This is a genomic window from Donghicola sp. XS_ASV15 (assembly GCF_041224595.1).
Taxonomy (GTDB): Bacteria; Pseudomonadota; Alphaproteobacteria; order Rhodobacterales; family Rhodobacteraceae; genus Donghicola.
Window position 1 is genome coordinate 138,333 of record NZ_JBGFGN010000164.1, and the last position, 21,484, is coordinate 159,816.

26 protein-coding genes and 3 tRNA genes are annotated in these 21,484 nt (G+C 59.1%); 6 read left to right on the forward strand and 23 right to left on the reverse strand.

Translation table 11 applies throughout. The features are described from left to right. Window positions 1-30: 30 nt before the first annotated feature. Window positions 31-957, reverse strand: coding sequence for a 4-hydroxy-tetrahydrodipicolinate synthase (gene dapA, locus AB9K37_RS18940; RefSeq protein ID WP_369841834.1), 927 nt, complete (start codon window positions 955-957; stop codon window positions 31-33). A gap of 84 nt (window positions 958-1,041) precedes the next feature. Between dapA and AB9K37_RS18945 the strand changes: the two genes are divergently transcribed. The 4 genes from AB9K37_RS18945 (at window position 1,042) to AB9K37_RS18960 (ending at window position 3,747) form a co-directional block, all read left to right on the forward strand. Then, window positions 1,042-1,407 (forward strand): hypothetical protein, encoded by a 366-nt coding sequence (locus AB9K37_RS18945; RefSeq protein WP_369841836.1) that lies wholly within the window; start codon window positions 1,042-1,044, stop codon window positions 1,405-1,407. Window positions 1,408-1,472: 65 nt separating this feature from the next. Further along, window positions 1,473-2,615 (forward strand): acyl-CoA dehydrogenase family protein, encoded by a 1,143-nt coding sequence (locus AB9K37_RS18950; RefSeq protein WP_369841838.1) that lies wholly within the window; start codon window positions 1,473-1,475, stop codon window positions 2,613-2,615. Beyond that, on the forward strand, window positions 2,612-3,055 hold the full coding sequence (locus AB9K37_RS18955; RefSeq protein ID WP_369841840.1) for a MaoC family dehydratase: 444 nt from the start codon (window positions 2,612-2,614) through the stop codon (window positions 3,053-3,055). The genes AB9K37_RS18950 and AB9K37_RS18955 overlap by 4 nt, the downstream gene beginning before the upstream one ends. A gap of 14 nt (window positions 3,056-3,069) precedes the next feature. Then, entirely contained in the window at window positions 3,070-3,747 is a 678-nt protein-coding gene (locus AB9K37_RS18960; RefSeq protein WP_369841843.1) for a GntR family transcriptional regulator, read from the forward strand. Between the two features lie 208 nt (window positions 3,748-3,955). Here the strand turns inward: AB9K37_RS18960 and AB9K37_RS18965 are convergent. From AB9K37_RS18965 to AB9K37_RS19040, 16 genes are all read right to left on the reverse strand, one after another. Then, a tRNA-Phe gene (locus tag AB9K37_RS18965) sits at window positions 3,956-4,030 on the reverse strand. Window positions 4,031-4,108: 78 nt separating this feature from the next. Beyond that, complete coding sequence (locus AB9K37_RS18970) at window positions 4,109-4,291, reverse strand: DNA gyrase inhibitor YacG (RefSeq protein WP_369841845.1); 183 nt, start codon at window positions 4,289-4,291, stop codon at window positions 4,109-4,111. A 3-nt stretch (window positions 4,292-4,294) separates the two neighbouring features. Further along, complete coding sequence (locus AB9K37_RS18975; RefSeq protein WP_369841848.1) at window positions 4,295-5,326, reverse strand: ribonuclease E/G; 1,032 nt, start codon at window positions 5,324-5,326, stop codon at window positions 4,295-4,297. Between the two features lie 4 nt (window positions 5,327-5,330). After that, window positions 5,331-5,903: a nucleoside triphosphate pyrophosphatase gene (locus tag AB9K37_RS18980; RefSeq protein WP_369841850.1), complete on the reverse strand. Its 573-nt coding sequence runs from the start codon at window positions 5,901-5,903 to the stop codon at window positions 5,331-5,333. 5 nt (window positions 5,904-5,908) lie between these two features. Further along, on the reverse strand, window positions 5,909-6,127 hold the full coding sequence (gene infA / locus AB9K37_RS18985) for a translation initiation factor IF-1 (protein WP_021097168.1): 219 nt from the start codon (window positions 6,125-6,127) through the stop codon (window positions 5,909-5,911). A gap of 80 nt (window positions 6,128-6,207) precedes the next feature. Next, the gene (locus AB9K37_RS18990) at window positions 6,208-7,086 is read right to left on the reverse strand and encodes a carbon-nitrogen hydrolase family protein (protein ID WP_369841854.1); all 879 of its coding nucleotides are present in this window, start codon (window positions 7,084-7,086) and stop codon (window positions 6,208-6,210) included. Window positions 7,087-7,463: 377 nt separating this feature from the next. Beyond that, the gene (locus tag AB9K37_RS18995; RefSeq protein ID WP_369841857.1) at window positions 7,464-8,063 is read right to left on the reverse strand and encodes a GNAT family N-acetyltransferase; all 600 of its coding nucleotides are present in this window, start codon (window positions 8,061-8,063) and stop codon (window positions 7,464-7,466) included. Beyond that, on the reverse strand, window positions 8,060-8,458 hold the full coding sequence (locus tag AB9K37_RS19000) for a ketosteroid isomerase-related protein (protein WP_369841860.1): 399 nt from the start codon (window positions 8,456-8,458) through the stop codon (window positions 8,060-8,062). The genes AB9K37_RS18995 and AB9K37_RS19000 overlap by 4 nt, the downstream gene beginning before the upstream one ends. Beyond that, window positions 8,459-8,920, reverse strand: coding sequence for a low molecular weight phosphatase family protein (locus tag AB9K37_RS19005; RefSeq protein ID WP_369841862.1), 462 nt, complete (start codon window positions 8,918-8,920; stop codon window positions 8,459-8,461). Window positions 8,921-8,923: 3 nt separating this feature from the next. Beyond that, window positions 8,924-9,403, reverse strand: a complete 480-nt coding sequence (locus AB9K37_RS19010) for a UPF0262 family protein (protein WP_369841865.1) — start codon at window positions 9,401-9,403, stop codon at window positions 8,924-8,926. Between the two features lie 78 nt (window positions 9,404-9,481). Beyond that, the gene (gene arsH, locus AB9K37_RS19015; RefSeq protein ID WP_369841867.1) at window positions 9,482-10,192 is read right to left on the reverse strand and encodes an arsenical resistance protein ArsH; all 711 of its coding nucleotides are present in this window, start codon (window positions 10,190-10,192) and stop codon (window positions 9,482-9,484) included. Beyond that, window positions 10,189-10,608, reverse strand: a complete 420-nt coding sequence (arsC, locus tag AB9K37_RS19020) for an arsenate reductase (glutaredoxin) (protein ID WP_369841870.1) — start codon at window positions 10,606-10,608, stop codon at window positions 10,189-10,191. Before arsC ends, arsH begins: the two co-directional genes overlap by 4 nt. A 5-nt stretch (window positions 10,609-10,613) precedes the next feature. Beyond that, the gene (hisD, locus tag AB9K37_RS19025) at window positions 10,614-11,915 is read right to left on the reverse strand and encodes a histidinol dehydrogenase (RefSeq protein WP_369841872.1); all 1,302 of its coding nucleotides are present in this window, start codon (window positions 11,913-11,915) and stop codon (window positions 10,614-10,616) included. Between the two features lie 81 nt (window positions 11,916-11,996). Beyond that, a complete protein-coding gene (locus AB9K37_RS19030; protein ID WP_369841874.1) occupies window positions 11,997-12,461 on the reverse strand; it encodes a DUF2948 family protein in 465 nt (154 codons plus the stop codon). Beyond that, a complete protein-coding gene (murA, locus tag AB9K37_RS19035) occupies window positions 12,458-13,726 on the reverse strand; it encodes a UDP-N-acetylglucosamine 1-carboxyvinyltransferase (RefSeq protein WP_369841876.1) in 1,269 nt (422 codons plus the stop codon). Before murA ends, AB9K37_RS19030 begins: the two co-directional genes overlap by 4 nt. Beyond that, the gene (locus AB9K37_RS19040) at window positions 13,726-13,881 is read right to left on the reverse strand and encodes a hypothetical protein (protein ID WP_303967527.1); all 156 of its coding nucleotides are present in this window, start codon (window positions 13,879-13,881) and stop codon (window positions 13,726-13,728) included. Before AB9K37_RS19040 ends, murA begins: the two co-directional genes overlap by 1 nt. Window positions 13,882-14,049: 168 nt before the next feature. Here AB9K37_RS19040 and AB9K37_RS19045 point away from each other — a divergent pair. Both AB9K37_RS19045 and AB9K37_RS19050 read left to right on the forward strand, forming a co-directional pair. Next, a tRNA-Thr gene (locus AB9K37_RS19045) sits at window positions 14,050-14,124 on the forward strand. A gap of 182 nt (window positions 14,125-14,306) precedes the next feature. Beyond that, window positions 14,307-15,053: an SDR family NAD(P)-dependent oxidoreductase gene (locus AB9K37_RS19050; protein ID WP_369841878.1), complete on the forward strand. Its 747-nt coding sequence runs from the start codon at window positions 14,307-14,309 to the stop codon at window positions 15,051-15,053. 32 nt (window positions 15,054-15,085) lie between these two features. Here AB9K37_RS19050 and AB9K37_RS19055 read toward each other — a convergent pair whose 3' ends face one another. The 6 genes from AB9K37_RS19055 to AB9K37_RS19080 all read right to left on the reverse strand — a co-directional run bounded on the left by AB9K37_RS19055 (window position 15,086) and on the right by AB9K37_RS19080 (window position 21,472). Further along, on the reverse strand, window positions 15,086-16,963 hold the full coding sequence (locus AB9K37_RS19055) for an acyl-CoA synthetase (RefSeq protein ID WP_369841880.1): 1,878 nt from the start codon (window positions 16,961-16,963) through the stop codon (window positions 15,086-15,088). 118 nt (window positions 16,964-17,081) lie between these two features. Next, window positions 17,082-18,884 carry an ABC transporter transmembrane domain-containing protein gene (locus tag AB9K37_RS19060; RefSeq protein ID WP_369841882.1) on the reverse strand — a complete coding sequence of 601 codons (1,803 nt, stop codon included), beginning with the start codon at window positions 18,882-18,884 and terminating at the stop codon, window positions 17,082-17,084. A gap of 342 nt (window positions 18,885-19,226) precedes the next feature. Continuing rightward, window positions 19,227-19,300: transfer RNA gene (locus AB9K37_RS19065), tRNA-Gly, on the reverse strand. A gap of 37 nt (window positions 19,301-19,337) precedes the next feature. Then, window positions 19,338-19,997, reverse strand: coding sequence for an SOS response-associated peptidase (locus AB9K37_RS19070; RefSeq protein WP_369841884.1), 660 nt, complete (start codon window positions 19,995-19,997; stop codon window positions 19,338-19,340). Between the two features lie 81 nt (window positions 19,998-20,078). Beyond that, window positions 20,079-21,137 (reverse strand): quinone-dependent dihydroorotate dehydrogenase, encoded by a 1,059-nt coding sequence (locus AB9K37_RS19075; RefSeq protein ID WP_369841886.1) that lies wholly within the window; start codon window positions 21,135-21,137, stop codon window positions 20,079-20,081. Then, the gene (locus AB9K37_RS19080; RefSeq protein WP_369841888.1) at window positions 21,134-21,472 is read right to left on the reverse strand and encodes a DUF952 domain-containing protein; all 339 of its coding nucleotides are present in this window, start codon (window positions 21,470-21,472) and stop codon (window positions 21,134-21,136) included. Before AB9K37_RS19080 ends, AB9K37_RS19075 begins: the two co-directional genes overlap by 4 nt. Between the last annotated feature and the right edge of the window lie 12 nt (window positions 21,473-21,484).

Here is a 21,484-nt window from a genome sequence, read left to right on the forward strand (position 1 = left end):
TTTATTATTGTGGCGCGAGGCGCCGTGCGCTCAGGCGATGAACCCGAGTGTTCGTAGAATTCCTTCAAGCTCCGCGCGCTTGGCCTCGGGCAAGGGCAAACGCGGCGGGCGGGGATCGCCCATCGAGCGACCGATCATTTTCATCGCGGCCTTGGTGGCCGACACATACAGGTCACCGGCCAGCGCGTTGATCAGCGGCAGGCTCTGGACATAGAGGTCATGCCCCTGCCCCGATCCATCGACGGTTTTGTCGAACATTTCGGCAGACAGTTTCGGCGCGATGTTGGACATGACAGAGCTATAGCCCTCGGCCCCTGCCAGATAGCTTTCCCACGGGTAGTAGCCGGCGAATACCGTCATCCGGCCTTGGCACGCCTCAAGCAGTTCGGTCACGCGGTGCACGTTTTTGGACGTGTCCTTGATGTAAGAGATATTGTCCACTTCGGACAGACGCCCGACCAGATCCGCCGACAGGTCCACATTCGCGGTGAACGGGTTGTTATACAGCATCACGGGGATCGAAATCGCTTCGGCCACGCGGGTGAAGTGGGCCACCAGTTCCGCGTCGGTGGGCGACGAGTAATATGGCGGCACCAGCATCACCCCGTCCGCGCCTAGGGTCTCTGCCTCCTTGCTCAGATCGACAGCTTCGTCGGTCCATTCGGCGGCGGTGCCGATCAGGACAGGCACGCGGCCATCTGCCTGACGAATAACGGTATCGGCGACAGCGGTGCGCTCATCGTGGGTCAGAGACAGGAATTCGCCCGTGCTGCCAAGAGGGATCAGGCCGTGCACGCCCTCTTCGATCTGCCAATCGACATAGGACTTCAGCGCCTGCAAATCGACCGCACCCTCAGCGGTGAAGGGGGTCACACAAACAGTATAGCTGCCCTTGAACGTCATCGTGGTCTTTTCCTTCTGCGGCCCGATTTGGGCCTGTTCGTAAATCTGTTGCACTCAACCTTCTTCTGATCAGATACTAAGTCAACGCCCGTTATTCGTATCGAATGCTGCGCACGCACAACCAACAGGAGAAGACCCGTGCCCTTTATCGAAATCATCGACAACGACTGTTCCCAAGAAATACGGGAGGTTGCGACGGAATCCATGACCAAAGGGCTCTGCGATGCCTACGGGATCAGCGCAGATATCGTGACCTGCTATTATTTTTCGGCACCCGCAAATTCCTACGGACATGCCGGAAAATTTGGCACAAACGCCGAATTTTACCGCATTTTTATAAAGATTCACGCCTTTCCGAGACCCCAGAAGGCGAAAGCGGAGGCCGCCCGCGCAATCACAGCGGCAGCGGCAAAGGCTTATAACGCCGATCCAAAACACGTGATCGTCTATTTTTGCGACCGAGAGCCCTCTGATGCCTTTCACGCGGGCATTGCCTCGACTTGACCGGATCGAGTCGCGGCGATAGCTCTTGATCAAATAGTATCAGTTTTTGGAATTTGGAGATCTCATTGGATCAGTTCTACAGCGAAGAGCAGCGCATGGTGCGGGACACCGCGCGCAAGCTTTCGGAAAACGTGGTCGCCCCTGCGGCTGCCACCATCGACCGCGAGGATGAATTCCCCCGCGAAATCTACAACGCGCTGGCTGAACAGGGTCTGTTCGGCGTCGCACTCAGCGAAGACGCGGGCGGCGTGGGCCTTGATGCCATGGCCGCCTGCATCGTGATGGAAGAGATCGCGCGCGGCTCCGGCGCGGTCGGCAACGCATTCGCCATTCCGGTCGAGGCCGCGATTTTCCTAGATCACCACGGGTCGGAGACCACCAAGGGCTGGATCCCCGGCATCCTAGACGGCTCCGTCATTCCGGCTACCGCTGTTACTGAACCGGACACAGGATCGGACGTCGCGGCCATGAAAACAACGGCGATCCGCGACGGCGACGAGTACGTGATCAAGGGCACCAAAGCATGGGTGACCTTTGGCCAGATCGCCGATGTAATCATGGTGTTTGCCAAAACCGACCCCGAAGCCGGTCACAAAGGCATCTCTTGCATCCTTGTCGAAACCGACAGCGCGGGCGTGATCAAAGGCAAGTCCGAAGACTTGCTGGGGATGCACGGTCTGGCCGAATGCATGGTGACATTTGACGAGGTCCGCGTGCCCGTCACCAACCTGATCGGCCCCGAAGGCGGCGCGTTCAAGATGGCCATGGGGAACTTCAACTTTGCCCGTTTGATGATGTCCTCCATGGCATTGGGCATGGCGCAGGCCGCGATGGAAGACGCCATCACATACGCCAACGACCGCAAGCAGTTCGGCAAGCCCATCTTTGAACACCAAGCGATCCAGTTCATGATTGCCGATATGGCCAAGGATATCTCGGCGGCGCGCCTGCTGATCCACAACGCGGCCAAGCTCTATGACGCGGGCCACTCTATCGCGATGGAGGCCGCGCAGGCCAAGCTGTTCACCACCGATATGGCGCAGATTCACATCTCGAACGCGCTGCAAATCCACGGCGGCAACGGCTATTCCCGCGAGTTCCGCATCGAGCGCCTGTTCCGAGATGTGCGACTCAGCCAGATCTACGAAGGCACCAACCAGATCCAGCGGATGATCATCGCGCGGCAGGTGCAGAAGGCTTACTCATGAACCTGTTTTACGAAGATGTGGTCGTCGGCACGACTTACACGACCGGAACGCACAAAATTTCAGCACAGGATATTGCGGATTTTTGCCGCCTAACGCGGGATCATCACCCCCTGCACACGGATGAGGGCTACGCCAAGAAGGCCGGTTTCCCCGGAATCATCGCCCATGGCCTCTATGGTCTATCCCTGATGGAGGGACTGAAGACCGAACTGAAGCTTTACGAGGATACCTCGATTGCGTCGCTCGGCTGGAATGACGTGCGGTTCAAAACGCCGATTCTGGCGGGGGACGAGGTCTATGTAGAAATGGACTTCACCTGCAAACGCGAGAGCAGCTCGAGACCTGCGGGGGTCATTACCGAAGCCGTGCGCCTGTGCCGCAAGGACGGGACGATCCTGATCGACGCCGAACATATCTCCTTGATCCGCAAGGCGGGTTGATCAACATTCTGCGCATGGAAGATGAAGCAACTTTGCCAGCCGATAGTGCCGTAAACTCAGTGGATCAGGTGACCAACCTGATCCGAGAAGACATCCTTGCCGGTCGGGTCACCCCCGGCGAGCGCCTGAAAACCAGCGAACTGGCCAAACGGCTGGGATTTTCGACCATGCCCCTGCGTGAAGCCCTGCGAAAGCTAGAAGGCGAAGGGCTGGTCAGCATCGAGCCCAACCGCGGCGCGACAGTCCGAAAACTGGACAGCAGCTATGTCACGGACCTGTTCGAGTTAAACACCGAACTACGGATTTTTGCTGTGCGCAGCGGAATGCGAAAGCTGACATTGGAACGCATTCGCGAATTAGAAGCACTGGCCGAAGACTACCGCAGCCAAATCGACGCAGGCAGAGACACAGAGGCCATCGAGAGCAACCGTCGCTTCAACGCCCGCATCATGGAATTTGGAGGCAACCAAGAAGCGCTCCGTGTATTCCTGCGCGGGTGGGACACAATTTTCGCCTTCCGCCGAAATTATCGCTACGGTGCGGGTCGCCGCAAAATCATGGCCGAAGAGATGACCCTGCTCATCGACGCAATGCGGCGCCACGACATGGCGGCAGCCGAGTCGATCTTACGGATGCAAAACGCAGCGGTCATGGACGACCTGATTGCACGGCTGTCCCATGAAAGCACGTGAGCTTTCACACCGCATTCAGGTCACTTGGGCTGCGTGAAAGAGTTAGGTTAGGTGTGCGGCTGACCATTCATGCGCCACGACCCAGCTAGAGAATGGGGCCTCTCATCGCAGGCATGACTTCAGATATGTCGCCGAATAGCAGGCCACAAATGTTGCCTCGGTTGGCACCAGATGTGCCAGCTAAACCATTTTTTGTCAGAGAGTTAAATGGTGCCCGGGGGCGGAATCGAACCACCGACACGAGGATTTTCAATCCACTGCTCTACCCCTGAGCTACCCGGGCTGGGTGAACGTTGTCCGTTCGGGTGAGCGCTGTATTATGCGCAGTTCTCGGGAGTGTCCAGACCCGAAACAGAAAAAATCAGTGGGGTTTTGATTTTTTTTGTTCAGCCTCCTCAAGGGCCTGTTCCAAGTCATCGGGATCGGTGGACGGCACGGCATAAGAGCCGGTCATCCACTTGGCCAGATCGATGTCCGCACAGCGCTTGGAGCAGAACGGACGGTACTTCGGATCGGTTTGCTTATCACAGATCGGGCAGGCCATCGGTCATACCTTGGGCAAGCAATCGCGTAGGACACGGCGCTCGCGTTTGCGCTGCAGTTCGAAATGGCCAAGGGTCGTCCAGCCCAGAAGTGCGGTGTCGATCCCGTCCGCTTTGAAGGCCGCACGCAGGCTGGTTTCAAACGTCCGGCGCTCTTTCTTGGGCATAGGGGCCAAGTCCAGCACAATCTGGCCGCCAAGACCACGCAGGCGCAGAGCGCGCGGAATGGCGCGTGCAGCAGCGAAGTTCGCTTTGGTCCCAGCTGCATGAGACGAGTCCCCGCCGGTGTTCACATCCACGGCGACCAAAGCGCGAGTCGGCTCGACAAACATGAACCCGCCGCCTTCGAGCATGACTTTGGGAGAGGACAGGTCCTCTATCGCGTCTAGAACACCGTTGGCTTCGAAGCTGCCAGCCTCTGCGTCGACGGTCGCGCGTTCGTACCATTCGCGCCATGCCAACAGGTGGGGGCCATCGCCTTCGACCAGCTTCTCAGGCTCAGAGCCTTCGCGGTCTGCCAGCACGGCATTCGCCATGTCGAGCATGGCTGTCACATCTTCGGCGATCTCTTCGTCGTCCGCTTCGGCGCAGGCAGAACGCAGGATCAAACCAAACTCGCTGCCTTGCATCGTTCCCTTGGCGATGCCTTGCAATTCGTCACGGCGATCATCGTCGCGGATGGAACGGCTGATATTCAGACCGGGCTTGTCGGGGGTAATGATGGCGTAGCGGCTCTTGAACAGGACGTCCAAGGTCACAGGCATCGCTTTGCCCGGCTCGGCATAACCGGTGACCTGCACCAGCACCGCATCCCCAGGGGCCAGCCCCTTGGTCTGACGCAAGAAGCAGTTGCCATCGGGCGTTTTCAGGAACATGCCACCCTGCCCCTTCATGGGGCGGTCAGCAATGGCGCGATAGATGGTGCCCGGACGCGGCATATCGCTGTCGATCAGAAGGTCTTCGAGTTTGCCATCCACCATAAGTGCAGCAGCCTCGACCTCTCCGATGTGGTCCAAGGCAATCAGACGACCTTTCATGTCTTCATTCTCCGTAAAGAGGATATCCTGCGGCGAGCAAGAGGTTCGCGGTCTCTGCCATCGGCAGACCGACAACCGCAGTAAATGATCCGTTGATCCACGGGATGAACGCGCTGGCTGCGCCTTGGATCCCGTATGCGCCTGCCTTGCCCTTCCAGTCACCGCTGGCGAGATAGGTGTTAAGCTCGTTGTCCGAGAGGCGCTTCATCATGACTTGGGTGACGACAGATTTTTCCCACAGCTTGCCCGCCTTGCGCACCGCAACAGCGGTGATCACACGGTGACGGCGACCGGACAGCGCGAGCAGGAAAGAGGCTGCCTCTTTCTCGTTCTCGGGCTTACCCAAGATGCGGCGCCCTAGCGCGACGGTCGTATCTGCAGAGAGAATGATGTCGTCCGCACCGCCGGGAACGGCCAAAGCCTTTTCCCGCGCCATGCGTTCGCAGTATGGACGGGGCTGTTCGCCCCGCTCCGGCGTTTCATCAATATCCGGCGACCGGATATCATCGGCCACGACGCCCATTTGCGCCAACAGTTCCCGCCTGCGCGGGCTGCCTGAGCCGAGGATTAAAGCCACTTCGTTTACTTGAAGCGGTAGTTGATCCGACCCTTGGTCAGATCGTAGGGGGTCATTTCCACCTGTACGCGGTCGCCAGCCAGAACACGGATGCGGTTTTTGCGCATCTTGCCTGCCGTGTGTGCGATGATCTCATGGCCGTTCTCAAGCTCGACCCGGAATGTCGCATTAGGCAGGAGTTCCTTCACGACGCCGGGAAATTCGAGCAATTCTTCCTTGGCCATGTTCACTCCATAATTAGTCTCGCCCTCATGTAGGACGCGCCACTAATTGGGCCGATTGTAGCAGATTTTCAAGAACAATCTCAGAAAGGTGACAATTCCACCGCAGAAACTCGCGGCAGTTGCTCTTCCCAGTGGGTCAAATTAAGCACCACGCCGTCTTTTCGGACCTCCGCGATCTGGTCAAAGTCGATCTCGGCATAGGTCCAGCCCGGCTGGTTCATCACACCTTCGGCCAGAACGCCCGTGGGGTCAAACCCTTTATCCGGCGGGCAGAAGACGCCGCCGCGCCCCACATTCAGGTCAACAGCGTCACACCACGGGGCATCTCCCACGTTCGAGGCCATGACCGTTACACACTGACATTCCAGCGCACGAGCCATCGCGCCGATACGAACGCGACTGTATCCACTGAGCGCTTCGGTCGCGGAGGGCACAAGGATCGCTTCGCCGCCTGCATCAACCAAAGCGCGCGCCAAAAGTGGAAATTCCGAATCATAGCAGATCAGGATGCCAACCTTTCCGAACGCAGTATCGAATATCTTGAGCGGGCCGCCTCCGGCGATTCCCCAATCTTCGCGTTCGAAGCGGGTCATGATCTGTTTGTCCTGCCAGTCCATCGCGCCCGCGGGGTTAAAGAAGCGAGCGCGGTTCACGATCACATCCCCGTCTGGCACCGGCGCACTTGCCGACAGAATATAGGTCTTCGTGTCCTGCGCCAGTTGGCGGTGCAGGTCATCCGCCTCTGCCACGCGGTCCGACACGGCCCGAATCGACCCAGCCAAATCCCCCGCCTGCTCTGCGCCAGCCAAGGATGCCAGTTCCATTGCGCCATACTCTGGGAAAACAAGCATCTGGGCCCCGTTCTCCGCTGCGTCATGCACCCAGCGCGTGACCTTGTCCGCGTAGCTTTGCCAAGAATCGTGCCATTCAATCGGATAGGCTGCGGTCGCGACTTTCATCTTTTGGGCTCCCATTCACGTGATTCCAAAATTTGCATGTAGGCCCGACCCTTCGCAAGACGTTGAGCTTACAACCCTTAAGTCAGGAGCCTCAACAAAAGGCAGTAATTTCTGCACCGATGCGACCAAGATTTTTGCAAGCATAGCCGGTATACCAATCCTACTCGGTTCACGCCGGGTAGAGGGGCGCCAGCGGCGCCACTGGTCGGAAGTAACCTTTTACAGAGTGACCGTTTCACCCGTCCACGCGAAGAAGCTGTTCCTAACGGCGCATGTTTGCGAGTGACGGTAAAGAGTTCAACGGTCGGTATCAGAGTACGAGTGGCCCGCTACGAGCGCTTCACCCCAAATCCCCCAACCCCCTGGCCCCCTCAGCTTTAACCTTCGGACGAAAGGTCGCGTATCCAGAACTGGAGCGGCTTTTTCGTTTCGGAAGTATCGCCCACATCTTTCCAGCTGAACCGTGCAATGACCCCGTCGAGCGGACGGTATCCCCGCTTGCGCCAAAAGGGATCCAGCGGAGCATAGTCCGCGGGACGCATCGGATGATCCGCTGGACGCTGCACGCCGCAGAAGGCTGTGTATTGCGCCCCGACTGATCGCGCATGCGCTTCTCTTAGGTCAAAGAAACGGTGACCTGCGCCCTGCCCCCGATAGTCCGGCAGCAAAACAGATTCTGCACAGTAGAAGATGTTCACAAGGTCATAGCCCGCGCCCTCAAAGGCGGTCGCAAAATCCTCGGCATGGTCCAGCATCGGGGTGCCCGTGGCCGCCCCCACCAACCGCGTGCCGTCGAACGCGCCCACCAGCACGGTCTGATCGCTCTGGCGGTAGACTTCTAGATACTTGCGTTCGTACTCTAGCGAGCCGTCGTACAGATAAGGCCAGTCGCGAAATACAGTGATCCTCAGACGCGCCACATCATCGAGTGCCGCGTCCAGCGCTTCGCCCCTCAGGATTTCAATACGTAGGGTCACTGGACCTGCCGAATCCAATCAGAGAGGTTGTAGTAGGTCACCACGCGGGTGATCTTGTCGCCCTCGAGGCTAAAGAATGTGCCAGCGGGCAGACGGTAGGTCTGGCCTTTGGCCTCGGGCAAGCCTTCGTCCGTTTCCAGATAGGTGCCGTTCACAGTGAACTCGGCCGCTGCGCGTGTGCCACCCTCGGCTTCGAACAGCACGATGTCGGTCAGGTTTTCTTTATAGCAGCGGGTCATGTGGGCGTTGAACTCTGCAAATTTTTCTTTGCCCACGCGGATGTTACCCTCGTTCACGTGGTGCGCCACGTCGTCGCACAAGCACTCCAGCATGCCGTCGGTGTCGCCTGCGTTAAATGCGTCGTAATAACGGCGCAGTACGTCGGTCGCGCTCATTCAATTCTCGCTTTCTGGCGGCCCGAATGCATCCGTTAGCCGCTGAACAATCTGGTCACGAGCTGCCCTATATTGCACCAGCTTCGCGTCGCGAGTTTCCCCCAAACCTGTCGGATCGAGGATAGGCCAATAGTCTACGTCGAGATGGAAGAAACGGGTCAGTTCCAACGCGCGCCGCTGACTGGCGGGAGACAGTGCAATAATCAGGTCATAGGACGAAAGATCGTCGCCCCATTGCTCCATCTCATCAAAGCTGCGGGACTGGTGTCGGTCCAACTCCACCCCGACCTCTTTGCAGACAGAAACGGCAAAGCCGTCGATCTCCATGTCATTCTTTACGCCGACCGACTGGACGTAGCATTGCTGCCCGTACAGCTTTTTCATCAAGCCTTCGGCCATGGGGGACCGTACCGCGTTGTGATCGCAGCAGAACAAAACCGACTGAGGCACCTCCCGCGTCAACCACTACCCTCCGAAATGCAGAACGCAAATCAGGGTGAACAGACGCCGCGCCGTGTCGATATCGATCTCGGCTTTTCCTTCGAGACGCTCTTGGAGGATGCGCGCGCCTTCGTTGTGGATGCCGCGACGGGCCATGTCGATCGCTTCGATCTGGCTCGGGGGCATCTTTTTCACAGCGTCAAAGTAGCTGGCGCAGATTTGGAAGTAGTCTTTGACCACTTGGCGGAACGGCCCAAGTGACAGGTGAAATTCAGCGGCCTTCTCGCCGCCTTCGGTGTTCAGGTCGAAGACAAGACGCTTGTCACGGATCGACAGATCCAGATGATAGGGGCCGCCAGGCGCGGGACGGTCATCCCGTGCAGGCAAGACAAGGCTATTATCCTCTAGAAGATCGAACATTGCCACGCGGCGTTCCTGTTCAATCTCGGGGGTCGGCGGCGGGAGGGCGCTGTCGTCCAGAGTGATATTTGAGATACGAGACATAAGAGGGGGCACTAACAGTTACTTTCTTTGACCGTATCTTTAGTGACCATCGGGATAGGTGCAAGCGGATTGCCCCGATCAGAGCGATTTCTGATTCACCCGTTGCGACAGTTCCTCGGCTGTCTCGACGCGTTCACTGTAGCGATCCAGCAGGTAATCGTTTAGATCGCGGGTCAGCCAAGTGAATTTCACCAGCTCTTCCATGACATCGACAACGCGGTTGTAATAGGCGCTTGGCAGCATCCGGCCTGCCGCGTCGAACTCGTGAAAGGCTTTGGCGACACTGCTCTGGTTCGGGATCGTCAGCATCCGCATCCAGCGTCCCAGAATGCGCATTTGATTGACCGTATTGAAACTTTGGCTTCCGCCGCAGACCTGCAAGAGCGCCAGTGTCTTACCCTGAGTTGGACGGACGCCGCCCAAGGACAGCGGAATCCAGTCGATCTGCGCTTTCATAACCGAGGTCATCGCGCCATGGCGTTCGGGACTGGACCAGACCATGCCTTCGGCCCATTGGGCCAGCTCGCGCAGCTCTGAGACCTTGGGGTGGTTGGCGTCTTCGGCGTCAGGCAAGGGCAGCCCCTTGGGATCAAAAAACCGCACTTCGGCACCAAGGCGGGTCAGAATGCGGCCCGCCTCTTCGGCCAGAAGGCGCGAATAGGACCGCTCGCGCAGCGAACCATAAAGAACCAGAATGCGCGGGGCATGGGTGCTGCGCTGCGCCTCGAACAGACGCGCAGGGTCGAAGGTCTGAAACAAGGTGTCGTCAACATTTGGCGTTTCGGTCACAGCGCATTTCCTTCTTTATCCACCAGCACCTTGCCTTTGGCATCGGTCACGGGGCCTTGCAGAGATGCGGCCAGCAGAGGCAACAGGTTCGACATAGGGCGGCAGAGCGCGACGCCTTTGGGCGTGCGGACAATCGGGCGCTCGACCAGAATGGGATGCGCAATCATGGCTTCGATGATCTGATCATCCGTGGTTTCAGGCGCTGATAGCCTCAACTCTTTGGCCGGCGCTTCGCCCTTGCGCAGGGCATCGCGGGCAGCGATCCCCGCGTCCGCAAAAAGTGACTCCAGCAAGTCGCGCGTCCATCCGGTTTTCAGATATTCAACAACCTCGGGCTCTTCCCCTGCGGCCTGCAAAATAGTCAGGGCATTGCGCGATTTGCTGCAGCGGGGATTGTGATAAATCGTAGCAGCCATAGCAATCAATCATTCAGAGTTTGCAGACGTGCGGTCACGGATAGGCCGTGCGACTGCAGGCTTTCTGACTTTGCCAACACCTCAGCCGCAGGCCCTATGGCCCGCAACGCGGCGGGGTTCATTTTGGCCAGCGTCGTGCGTTTGACGAAATCCATCACCGAGAGGCCAGAGCTGAAACGGGCCGAGCGCGCGGTGGGCAGCACGTGGTTCGGGCCACCGACATAGTCGCCAATCGCCTCTGGCGTCCAAGCCCCGAGGAAGATCGCGCCCGCGTGGGTGATCTTGTCCGACAGGCCGTCAGGGTCGGCCACACACAGCTCCAAGTGCTCTGGCGCGATGCGGTCAGACAGTTGCGCGGCCTGATCCAGATCGTCTACCACAATGACCGCGCCAAAATCGCGCCAACTGGCGCCCGCGATCACGCGACGCTCTAGCGTTTCAAGTTGGCGATCCACTGCGGCGCAGACCTCGCGCGCGAAATCTTCGCTGTCGGTGATCAGGATCGATTGCGCACTTTCGTCGTGCTCGGCCTGACTCATCAGGTCCAAAGCGATCCAGTCCGCGTTATTATCTTTGTCCGCGATCACCAGAATTTCCGAAGGGCCCGCGATCATGTCGATCCCAACCTTGCCGAACACACGGCGCTTGGCTGCCGCGACGAAGGCATTGCCGGGGCCGGTGATTTTATCGACAGGCTGGATGGTCTCGGTGCCATAGGCCAGCGCGGCCACGGCCTGCGCCCCACCCACGCGGTAAACTTCGTCTACGCCGGACAGGCGCGCTGCCAGCAGGACCAAGGGGTTCGCCACGCCATCAGGGGTCGGCACGGTGATCGCCAGACGCTGCACCCCAGCGACCTTGGCCGGAATGGCATTCATCAGGACCGAACTGGGATAGGACGCCAGACCACCGGGCACATACAGACCAGCCGCCGAAACAGGGGTCCAACGCCAGCCAAGCTCTGCGCCGCTCTCATCGGTCCAGCGCTGATCTTCGGGAATTTGACGCTCGTGGTAGGCGCGGATGCGGGCGGCCGCCAATTCCAAAGCCTCGCGCTCTTCGGTGGGGACCTCTGCGATCAGTGCGTCAATCTCGGCCTCCGAGAACGCGAGTTGATCCGCATTCAGGTCCATTCGGTCGAATTTCGCAGTATACTCTAGCAGAGCCTCGTCGCCGCGCGCACGGATGTCCGCAATGATCTCTGCCACGATATGATCCACATCGGGGCTGTCCTCGCGCTTGGCACCGAGCAGCGCGGTGAACTGGGCTTCGAAATCTGCGTCACGAGTGGACAGGCATACGGGCATGGGCTGCGGCTCCTAATTTTATGAGCGCAGACATAGACCGCAGGGGCGCTGTCCTCAAGAACTACCGGTGCTTTGGCCTCATCAGGCGTTGTGATCAGGCACTTTGCCCGAAGGCGCGTAATAGGGGCGGGTCACGTCGCGCAGGGTCGCCTCGACCGCCTCGACCGACAGACGCAGGGCGCCGTCCCCTGCGAAATGCAGGGTGACGTGACCGCTCGGGGCATCGCTTTCGGCGAACTCGACCGATAGCAGCGACAGAACGGTGTCCTTGTCGCTGCGGTCGATGCCTTGGGATGACACGCCGCGCACGGTTTCAAAGGCCAGCACAGCCTGCACGCGTTCAGGACGCGCGGCAGACTTGTCCTCCCAGCGGAAGCGGTTCAGCAGCAAGGCAAAACGCCCTGCCCCGCGTTCATAGGTCATCTCGCCCACGGGCAGGACCGCATCCTGTACGAGGGCCGAAATCACCTGTAGGTCATCGGCATCCATTGCCCCGATGTTCAGGGGCTTGGGGCTGGCGTCTTCGAAACGGGCGTCCTGTGTCACTCTTCTTTGACCCTTTCGATGTTGGCACCGCAGGCGCCAAGCTTGGTTTCCACGCTCTCGTATCCACGGTCGAGGTGATACACGCGGTTCACGCGGGTTTCGCCTTCGGCTGCCAGACCCGCCAGAATCAGCGAGACAGAGGCGCGCAGGTCTGTCGCCATCACAGGTGCACCACGCAGACGGTCAACACCGGTGACTTTGGCAGTGCCGCCGTGAACCTCGATATCGGCGCCCATCCGGATCAGTTCCGGCGCGTGCATGAAGCGATTCTCAAAGATCTTCTCTTCGAGAACGCTGGTGCCATTCGCCGTGCACATCATCGCCATGAACTGTGCCTGAAGATCGGTGGGGAAGCCAGGATAAGGCTCGGTGGTGACGTCTACCGCATCAACGCGGCCATTCTTGCGCGACACCAGAACACCGTCCTTGGTTGAGGCAACAGAGACGCCTGCCGCCTCCAACTTTTCGACAAATGCGCCAAGCAGGTCGATCGAACCGCCCAAGACCTCGACTTCACCGCCAGCAATCGCGGGGGCCAGCATGTACGTGCCCATTTCGATTCGGTCTGCGACGACTTGGTGAGTCGCGCCATTCAGACGCTCAACGCCCTGAATTTCGATTCGGCTGGTGCCCTCGCCTTCAATCTGAGCGCCCATCGCGCGTAAGCACTGCGCCAGATCGACGATTTCGGGCTCTCGGGCCGCGTTGTTCAGGACCGTGGTGCCTTTGGCCAACGTCGCCGCCATCAGAGCGTTCTCGGTCGCGCCGACAGACGCGAAACGGAAATCAACGATCCCGCCCTTCAGGCCACCCGCTGCCTTGGCGTGGACATAGCCGTCCTTCAGTTCAAGTTCTGCGCCCATGGCCTCTAGCGCGGTCAGGTGCAGGTCCACGGGTCGCGCGCCAATGGCGCAGCCGCCGGGCAGCGACACAACAGCGTGGCCGTCACGGGCCAGCATCGGGCCCAGCACCAGAATCGACGCACGCATTTTGCGGACGATATCGTAGTCGGCCTTGTGGTTGTTCAACCCGTGCGACGACAGCGCCAAAACGCGGCCATCATTCAGGCTCTGAACCTCGGCTCCAAGGGACTGCAGAAGCAGGGTCATAGTCCTGATGTCCGACAAACGCGGCGCGTTCGTCAGGGTCAAAGGCTCCTCGGACAAAAGAGTCGCTGGCATCAGCGTCAGGCAGGCATTCTTGGCGCCGGCGATCGGGATCTGGCCGCGCAGTTCGGTGCCGCCTTTTACGATGATTGAATCCATTAGTTCTCTTCCTTGTCCTGCTCGGAGGTCGTGACACGAGCCTTTGCCTGAGCCTTACGCTTTGCCATGTTGGCTTTGAGCGCGGCCTTCAGCCGATCTTCACGGCTCGGATCCTTGTATTTCTTGGGGTTCTGGGGCTCGGAATCTTTTTTCATGCCCTGTTCCTACATCCTGATGAAAAAACCGTCCAGATTGCCCTTGCACACCCTGAATTTTGTTATTAGAAGCCCCCTCACCAACACGGCGCTGACACAGCGGCACAGCATTCACCTCTGATCAGAGGACGCTAACCCGCTCAGATCAAACGCCTTTATGGTTCGGACGCTGCAGTAGCTCAGTGGTAGAGCACTCCCTTGGTAAGGGAGAGGTCGGGAGTTCAATCCTCCCCTGCAGCACCATTTACCCCAGAAAATCCAAGTCGGTTCAAGCGCCATAATCTGCCCCCTTTCTGTGTTCCGTGCAGACTTGCGCGCGCACTCTGCACAGAGGCACACAAGGTTTCCGCACCCCTCCCTGTCAGATCAAAAAAATGCGCCCATATCTCTCTCAACCGCAAAAATTCGCGGAAAAGGAGTAGGTTATGAATATCGATTTTACCGGGAAGACCGCCATTGTGACCGGTGCGGCATCAGGAATTGGCTATGCGATCGCAAAGCAATTGGCCGATTCCGGTGCGACGGTCGTGGTCGCCGACCTCAAAGAGGACAAGGCGAACGCAGCCGCCAAAGAGATCAGCGAAACAGCTTTTGGCTTTGCGGCGGACGTGAGCGACGAATCATCCGTTCAGGGCTTGGTGAAATTCGCGGTCGATCAAACGGGCCGGCTGGACTTTCTAGTGAACAACGCCGGAATCGGCGGGGCAAGCGCATCCGTCGGGGAATACCCGACCGACAGCTGGCGGCAGGTGATTGATGTCAATCTAAACGGGGTCTTTTACGGTATGCGCTACGCGATCCCCGCTCTGAAAGAATCAGGTGGCGGTGCAATCGTAAACATCGCATCGATTCTCGGCTCGGTGGGCATCGAGAATTCGTCGGCCTATGTCGCGGCAAAACACGGCGTCATTGGCCTGACGAAGTCGGCCGCCCTAGAGCACGCAGTGGACAATATTAGAGTGACAGCGGTGGGCCCGGGCTTCATCCACACGCCGCTTGTGGATCAGACTCTGGACGACGCGACCCAAACCGCGCTGGCGGAAAAACACGCGCAAAAACGTCTTGGAACACCCGAAGAGGTCGCAAGCCTCGTGACATATCTGTTGTCGGATCAAGCCAGCTTCGTGACGGGCTCGTACCACCTGGTCGATGGCGGCTATACCGCGCAATAAACATTAAGGGGCGCGTGCTGCGCCCCTTTGCATTACTCGGCCCAATCCCAAGGGCGCGTATGCATTGCAAGCGCCGTCTCAACTGCGGCGGGGTCGGTCGACGCGCCCTTCTGCACGATGGCGGTCAGCCCGCGCTTCTTGTCATCGATGACCTCGATCACCTCTGCTCCCGTCCCAGAGAGTGCAGAGTTATAAATGCGACGAATCGCGCTTTTCCGCAGGTCGGGTTTGAACACCTTGCCCACTGCAGTCTTGGGCAATTCATCCAGAATTTCGAGATGCTTGGGATGCGCAGCGCGTTCGTGGATGTGTTTCTTGGCATGGGCCAACAATTCCTCGCACGAGACCTCGGCCCCGTCGACAAGTTCCACATAGGCGCAGGGCATCTCGCCCGAGTGCGTATCCGGTTGTCCGATCGCACCAGCGAACGCGACCGCCGAGTGGGTCAACAAAGCCTCTTCTATTTCGGCAGGATCAATGTTGTGCCCCCCGCGAATAATCAGGTCTTTGGCGCGGCCAGTGATCCACAGGTAGCCATCTGCATCCATGCGCCCAAGGTCACCCGTGCGCAAGAAGGTGTCGTAGTGGAACAAGTCCCGGTTCTTGTCCGCCTCTGTGTAGGTAGAGCCCGCGTAGACACCGGGGTTCGCGACGCAAATCTCGCCCACTTCGTCCACGCTGCATTCCACAGGCCCATCCGGCGACTGACGTAGAATTTTAACGTCCGTGTAGGGGAATGGGATACCAACCGAGCCAACACGTTTTTCCCCCGCAGGCGGGTTGATCGACACAAGGCAGGTTGCCTCGGTCAAGCCGTAGCCCTCGCAAATTGCGACGCCGCAGCTGCTTTCGAACCGCTTGAATAGCTCAAGAGGCATCGGCGCAGAGCCCGAGAACGCTGTCTTGAGCGACGAGATATCCGCATCCACAGGTCGCTGCATCAGCGCGGACACAGCCGTCGGGACGGTGATCATAAACGTCACCTGCCACCGCTCTACCAACTGCCAGAAGTTGTCGAAGACGCCCTCGCCTCGATACCCCGCTGGCGTGGGAAAGATCACATGCGCACCACTGGACATCATCGACATCAGAATTGGATGAACGGCGAAAACGTGGAATAACGGAAGCGGGCAGATGACATTGTCATCTGCAGAGAACAACAGCTTGGCCCCAAGCCAGCCATTGTAGATCATCCCAGAATACTTGTGCTGCGCGACCTTGGGCATGCCCGTGGTCCCGCCCGTATGGAAGTATGCAGCGACGCGATCTTCGTCGGCATCTACGAAATCCAGCGTCGTATTCTGTTTGGCAATCGCCTTGTTGAAATTCAGCACGTCTGCGTGGGCATAGTCCGGCGCCTTGGGCCGGATCAGAGGAACGATCCACGACTTTGGTGGGCTGAGGTAGCGCAGCAGATCAACCTCGAGCACGGTATGCACGTTCGGCGCAAAGCGCACGGCCTCGGCCGCCTTGTGCGCGATGTCTGTTTTGGGAAAGGCCCGCAGCGTCACCAGCACCTTGGCATTGGTTTCCCGCAGGATAGCAGAGATTTGCTCTGGCTCCAGCAGCGGATTGATCGGGTTCGCGATCCCTGCGACCATCCCGCCAAGCAGCGCCATCACCGTTTCCGAGCAGTTGGGCAGAAGCAGCGCGACCGAATCTTTGGGACCGACTCGCAGACTGCGCAGTAGGTTTGCAGTCTGGGTGACTTTTTCGAACAGTTCCGCCCATGTCAGGGTTTCGCCCGCATCTTTGGGGCTAGAGGTCAGCTGGAAACTGACCGACGGACGTTTGCCAAACTGCTCTTTGGTGCGCTCCAGCAGTTTGTACATGGTCTTGGGCACATCTCTGTCCGCCCAAGGCATTTCTGTTTCGATCGCAGCGCGATCTGCATACGACGCGTATGGCATGCTTCCTCCCTGAACCTGCTTGGTCGCAGATTTCTTGTCTCCCACCTCTCAATGTGAGCGGAGCAACGGCGGGGCGCAAGACTTACGCAACGAAAGATAAACTTGTTGCGCCGTAGCGTTACTTTTCTCCTGAAAAGCCGTCAGTGAACTGCAAACGCGCTAGTTTTGCATAGAGACCATCAGCGGCGACCAGTTCTTCGTGGGTGCCCTGCGCAACAATCTGCCCGTCTTCCAGCACGACGATCCGGTCAGCTTTTTTAACAGTTGCCAGACGGTGCGCGACGACGATGGTGGTGCGATCCTTGGACAGCTCGTCCACGGCGGCCTGTACCAGTCGTTCGGATTCGGCATCCAAGGCGCTGGTGGCTTCGTCCAGAAGCAGGACCGGCGCGTCGCGTAGGATAGCGCGAGCGATCGCGATGCGCTGCTTTTGACCACCGGACAGCATAACGCCCCGTTCGCCAACGTAGGTGTCGTACCCGTCAGGAAGCATAGAGATGAAGTCATGGGCGGCGGCAGCTTTGGCGGCGGCTTCGACCTCGGCATCAGTTGCATCGGGGCGACCAAAGCGGATGTTCTCTCGTGCCGAGGCCGCAAAGATCACCGGATCTTGCGGGACCAGCGCCATGTGTCGGCGGAACGCATCGCGGCTGAGCGTGTCCAAGGCCACGCCGTCCAGCATGACGTGACCCTCGGTCGGGTCATAGAAGCGTTCCAACAACTGGATTACAGTAGATTTGCCCGCGCCAGAAGGGCCGACAAGCGCGACTGTCTCTCCTGCTTTGACATGCAGTGACAGGTCACGCAGCGCAGGTGCGTCGGGGCGTGCGGGATAGGTAAAGCTGACATGATCAAGGGTGATCTCGCCTTTGACCGGGGCAGGCAAAGAGACCGGCGCTTCGGGATCGACAACTGCATCATCCGCGTGCAGGAGTTCCACCAAACGTTCTGTCGCACCGGCGGCACGCTGCAATTCGCTCCAGATTTCGGACAGGGCGCCGACGGAGCCCGCAACCATGACCGAATAGATCACGAACTGCACCAAGGCCCCCGCGGACATCTGGTCCGCGCGGACGTCCAGCGCACCAATCCACAGCACCCCGACAACCCCCGCGAACACGAGAAAGATCACAATCGCCGTCATGAAAGAGCGCGTGGTGATCCGGCGGCGGGCAGCGTCAAAGGACTTTTCAGTTACCTCGCCAAAGTGAGCGCGGCTGGCGGCTTCGGCGGTAAATGCCTGGACGGTCTGGACCGAGAGCAGCACCTCGGACGCCTCGCCGGAGCTGGTCGCGATCCAGTCTTGGTTTTCACGGCTCAGCACGCGCAGCTTGCGGCCCAGCGTCAGGATCGGCACCAAGACCAGCGGGACAATCAGCAGTACCAGCGCCGTCAGCTTGGCTGACGTCGCAAGCATCAGGATAAGGCCGCCAAACAGGATCAGCACGTTCCGCAACGCTACGCTGATGGACGACCCGATGACCGACAGGATCAGCGTCGTGTCCGTTGTAATCCGGCTCAGTACTTCGCCAGTCATGATGTTTTCGTAGAACGCGGGACTCATCCCGACCATGCGGCCAAAGACGGCTTTGCGGATATCCGCGACCACGCGCTCCCCTAGGCGCGTCACCAACGCATAGCGCAGTGCAGTCCCCACGGCCAACAATCCAGCCAGCAAAAGTGCGGCGCTGAAGTACAGGTTCAGCATCCCCCCGTCCTGCGCGCCGAAATTGTCGACGACGCGGCGCACAGCCAAGGGCAGCATCAGCGAAATCGATGCCGTCAGAACCAGTGCGATCAGGGCAAAACCAGCGAGCCCTTTGTATGGCGCCAGAAACGGAAACAGCGCGCGTAACGCGCCCACACGCTTGGATTTCTCGCGTTCCACTTGCTGCGCGTTCAAAACAGGAGTTCGTGCCATGGGTCCTCCGAAATAACGGGGGATACATGGCCGCGTGGCGCTACGCGGTCAAGCAAAGGTTTCCCTTCGCTAAGTTTGGTTGCGCGGTATGGCGGATCTTTAGGCCCTCTGCCAAACGAGTTCGGACCAATCTTCGCGGACGTGAGGCGTTCGAGATGCTTAGAAATCTCTATCTGCACACAATCGGGGCCCTCTGGACCTGCCATGGGAATGCTGACTTGAAGGGCTTTGCGGACGACTTATTTGAGCAGCCGCTACCAAAGCAATCTAGTCACGAAAGAAGCACGCAACTCGTTGGACAAGTTTATCTGCCAGCAGGCACCAAATTTTATGGAAAGTTTCTGGAGCGGGTGGCGGGAATCGAACCCGCGTCATTAGCTTGGAAGGCTAAGGTCTTACCACTACACAACACCCGCGCAGTGGGCAGAGAGATATTGCAACTTTTCAGGAAGGTCAAGCGATCGGCTCGATCAAATCCTCTCCTTCTGCACGATTGGAATTCACTTTGGGATCAACGCGATGCCAGACCAGTGCGTCGCCAGGCGCGGCGTGCATCAGCCGCGCGGCGCCCTTGCCCTCTTCTCCAAGCCACAGGCCAAAGCTGTCTGGCGTAAGGATAACAGGCATCCGGTGGTGAATCGCTTTCATCGGATCATTCGCGCCGCAGGTGACGATGGCGCAGGTGCGCATTCGGTCGTCCCCCGTGCCCCACTCCTGCCAGATCCCGGCAAAGGCGATAGGCTGTTCATCCGCGCGTGAAATATACCAAGGGAGCCGCGCATCCTCGGCCGATTTTGTCCATTCATAGAACCCAGTTGCGGGCAGAATGCAGCGCCGTTCGCGACAAGCCTCGCGAAATGCGGGCTTCTCGGCGATCGTCTCGGATCGGGCATTGATCAGCAGCGGGCCGTCGTTGGGTGCCTTGTACCAGTGCGGGATGAATCCCCAGCGCATGGGCACGATCCGCCGCGCCTCGGCAGAAACCACGACGTGCACTGTATTCGTCGGGCAGACATTATAATTGGGTGTATCCGGCAGATCATTCGAGGGCGCTGCGTCAAAAACATCGGCCATCGCCTGATCCGGCAGCGTTATTGCAAATCGTCCGCACATCCCCGAGCCCTCTATGAAAAAGGCGAGGCTCAATGCCTCGCCCTTCGAAAGGTGGTGCAGATACTGCGGCAGATCAACCGGTCAGAGCCAGTCGCCGCGCCCCGAGCCTATCGCCTGCTCGACGGTTGCGAACCCATCGCGCAGCAGGCGTTCGTCCAGCCCTTGCAGGATCTCTTCGACCAACGATAGCCCGCCATAGACCAGCGCCGAATAAAGCTGCAGCGCCGAAGCCCCTGCACGGATTTTGGCATAGGCTTGATCTGCATTGCTGATGCCGCCGACACCAACCAGAGGAATGCGCCCTTCGGTCAGTTTGGACAGTTCGGCCAGAACACGGGTCGATTTCTCGAACAAGGGCTGCCCCGACAGTCCCCCCATCTCGCCCTTGTGCTTGCTGCTCAGACCGTCGCGCGACAGGGTCGTGTTCGTCGCAATGATCGCGGACAGTCCTGTCTGGATCGCAACTTCCGCGATCTCGGCCAAGCCATCGTGGTCCAGATCCGGCGCGATCTTCAGAAAGATCGGAATCGGACGGTCCAGCTTGCTGTTTGCCTCGGTCACGCCATCGAGCAGTGCAGTCAAAGCCTCGCGACCTTGCAGGTCCCGCAGCTTTTCGGTGTTGGGCGAGCTAACGTTGACAGTCGCGAAATCCAGATAGTCCCCGCACTTGGTCAGAACCTTGGCGTAGTCGCTGGCGCGGTCGTCGCTGTCTTTGTTCGCGCCAAGGTTCAGGCCGATCACCGCATCGCGCGGGCGCTGCGCCAAACGCTCTGCCGCGACAACCATGCCTTCGTTATTGAAGCCAAAGCGATTGATCACGCCCTGATCCTCTTCCAAACGGAACAGGCGCGGACGGGCGTTTCCGGGCTGCGCGCGGGGGGTGATCGCGCCAACCTCGACAAAGCCGAAGCCGACCTTGGCCAGCGGATGCAAGGCCACCGCGTTCTTGTCAAAACCGGCTGCCAATCCCAACGGGTTGGGCAGCGACAAGCCCGCCAATTCGGTCGCCAAACGCGGCGAGGTCACGGTTTTCGGACGCGGAGCCAGCCCCGACGTCAGCGCCTTGAGCGCCAGTCCATGCGCCGTTTCAGGATCAAAGGACCGGATCGCCCGCATCCCAATCTGTTCGAGAATCTTCATACCATTTCCTCGGGAAAGCAGTGCCCGTCCGGCCCTAGCGGCAGCGGCTTGTGCCACGCCACATCGGTCATACGCAGGTCACGGTAGAGGTGCGGGAACAGCGCGCCACCGCGCGATTTTTCCCAGCGCAGGTCGCCGTCCATGGTGTCCGTCGTCACCCCAAGCAGGACGAGCCCCTCTTCTCCGGCAAAGTGCTTTGCCGCCGTTTCGCGCGCCTGCGCCGCAGTCGAGAAGTGGATGTATCCGTCAGACACATCGACCGGAGCGCCGGTCGTGCTGCCTTGGGTTTCCAAAAGCGCCCATTCGTGGGCCCGAAAGATCTTGTAAATGAGCATAATGCGGTGATG

Coding starts and splice junctions, on each gene's coding strand:
- AB9K37_RS18955 (WP_369841840.1), top strand. CDS start 2,612: ATGAACCTGTTTTACGAAGATGTGGTCGTCGGCACGACTTACACGACC.
- AB9K37_RS18960 (WP_369841843.1), top strand. CDS start 3,070: ATGGAAGATGAAGCAACTTTGCCAGCCGATAGTGCCGTAAACTCAGTG.
- AB9K37_RS18970 (WP_369841845.1), bottom strand. CDS start 4,291: ATGGCCTGCCCGATCTGTGATAAGCAAACCGATCCGAAGTACCGTCCG.
- AB9K37_RS18975 (WP_369841848.1), bottom strand. CDS start 5,326: ATGAAAGGTCGTCTGATTGCCTTGGACCACATCGGAGAGGTCGAGGCT.
- infA (WP_021097168.1), bottom strand. CDS start 6,127: ATGGCCAAGGAAGAATTGCTCGAATTTCCCGGCGTCGTGAAGGAACTC.
- AB9K37_RS18990 (WP_369841854.1), bottom strand. CDS start 7,086: ATGAAAGTCGCGACCGCAGCCTATCCGATTGAATGGCACGATTCTTGG.
- AB9K37_RS19000 (WP_369841860.1), bottom strand. CDS start 8,458: ATGAGCGCGACCGACGTACTGCGCCGTTATTACGACGCATTTAACGCA.
- AB9K37_RS19010 (WP_369841865.1), bottom strand. CDS start 9,403: ATGTCTCGTATCTCAAATATCACTCTGGACGACAGCGCCCTCCCGCCG.
- arsC (WP_369841870.1), bottom strand. CDS start 10,608: ATGGCTGCTACGATTTATCACAATCCCCGCTGCAGCAAATCGCGCAAT.
- hisD (WP_369841872.1), bottom strand. CDS start 11,915: ATGCCCGTATGCCTGTCCACTCGTGACGCAGATTTCGAAGCCCAGTTC.
- murA (WP_369841876.1), bottom strand. CDS start 13,726: ATGGATTCAATCATCGTAAAAGGCGGCACCGAACTGCGCGGCCAGATC.
- AB9K37_RS19040 (WP_303967527.1), bottom strand. CDS start 13,881: ATGAAAAAAGATTCCGAGCCCCAGAACCCCAAGAAATACAAGGATCCG.
- AB9K37_RS19050 (WP_369841878.1), top strand. CDS start 14,307: ATGAATATCGATTTTACCGGGAAGACCGCCATTGTGACCGGTGCGGCA.
- AB9K37_RS19055 (WP_369841880.1), bottom strand. CDS start 16,963: ATGCCATACGCGTCGTATGCAGATCGCGCTGCGATCGAAACAGAAATG.
- AB9K37_RS19060 (WP_369841882.1), bottom strand. CDS start 18,884: ATGGCACGAACTCCTGTTTTGAACGCGCAGCAAGTGGAACGCGAGAAA.
- AB9K37_RS19070 (WP_369841884.1), bottom strand. CDS start 19,997: ATGTGCGGACGATTTGCAATAACGCTGCCGGATCAGGCGATGGCCGAT.
- AB9K37_RS19075 (WP_369841886.1), bottom strand. CDS start 21,137: ATGAAGATTCTCGAACAGATTGGGATGCGGGCGATCCGGTCCTTTGAT.
- AB9K37_RS19080 (WP_369841888.1), bottom strand. CDS start 21,472: ATGCTCATTTACAAGATCTTTCGGGCCCACGAATGGGCGCTTTTGGAA.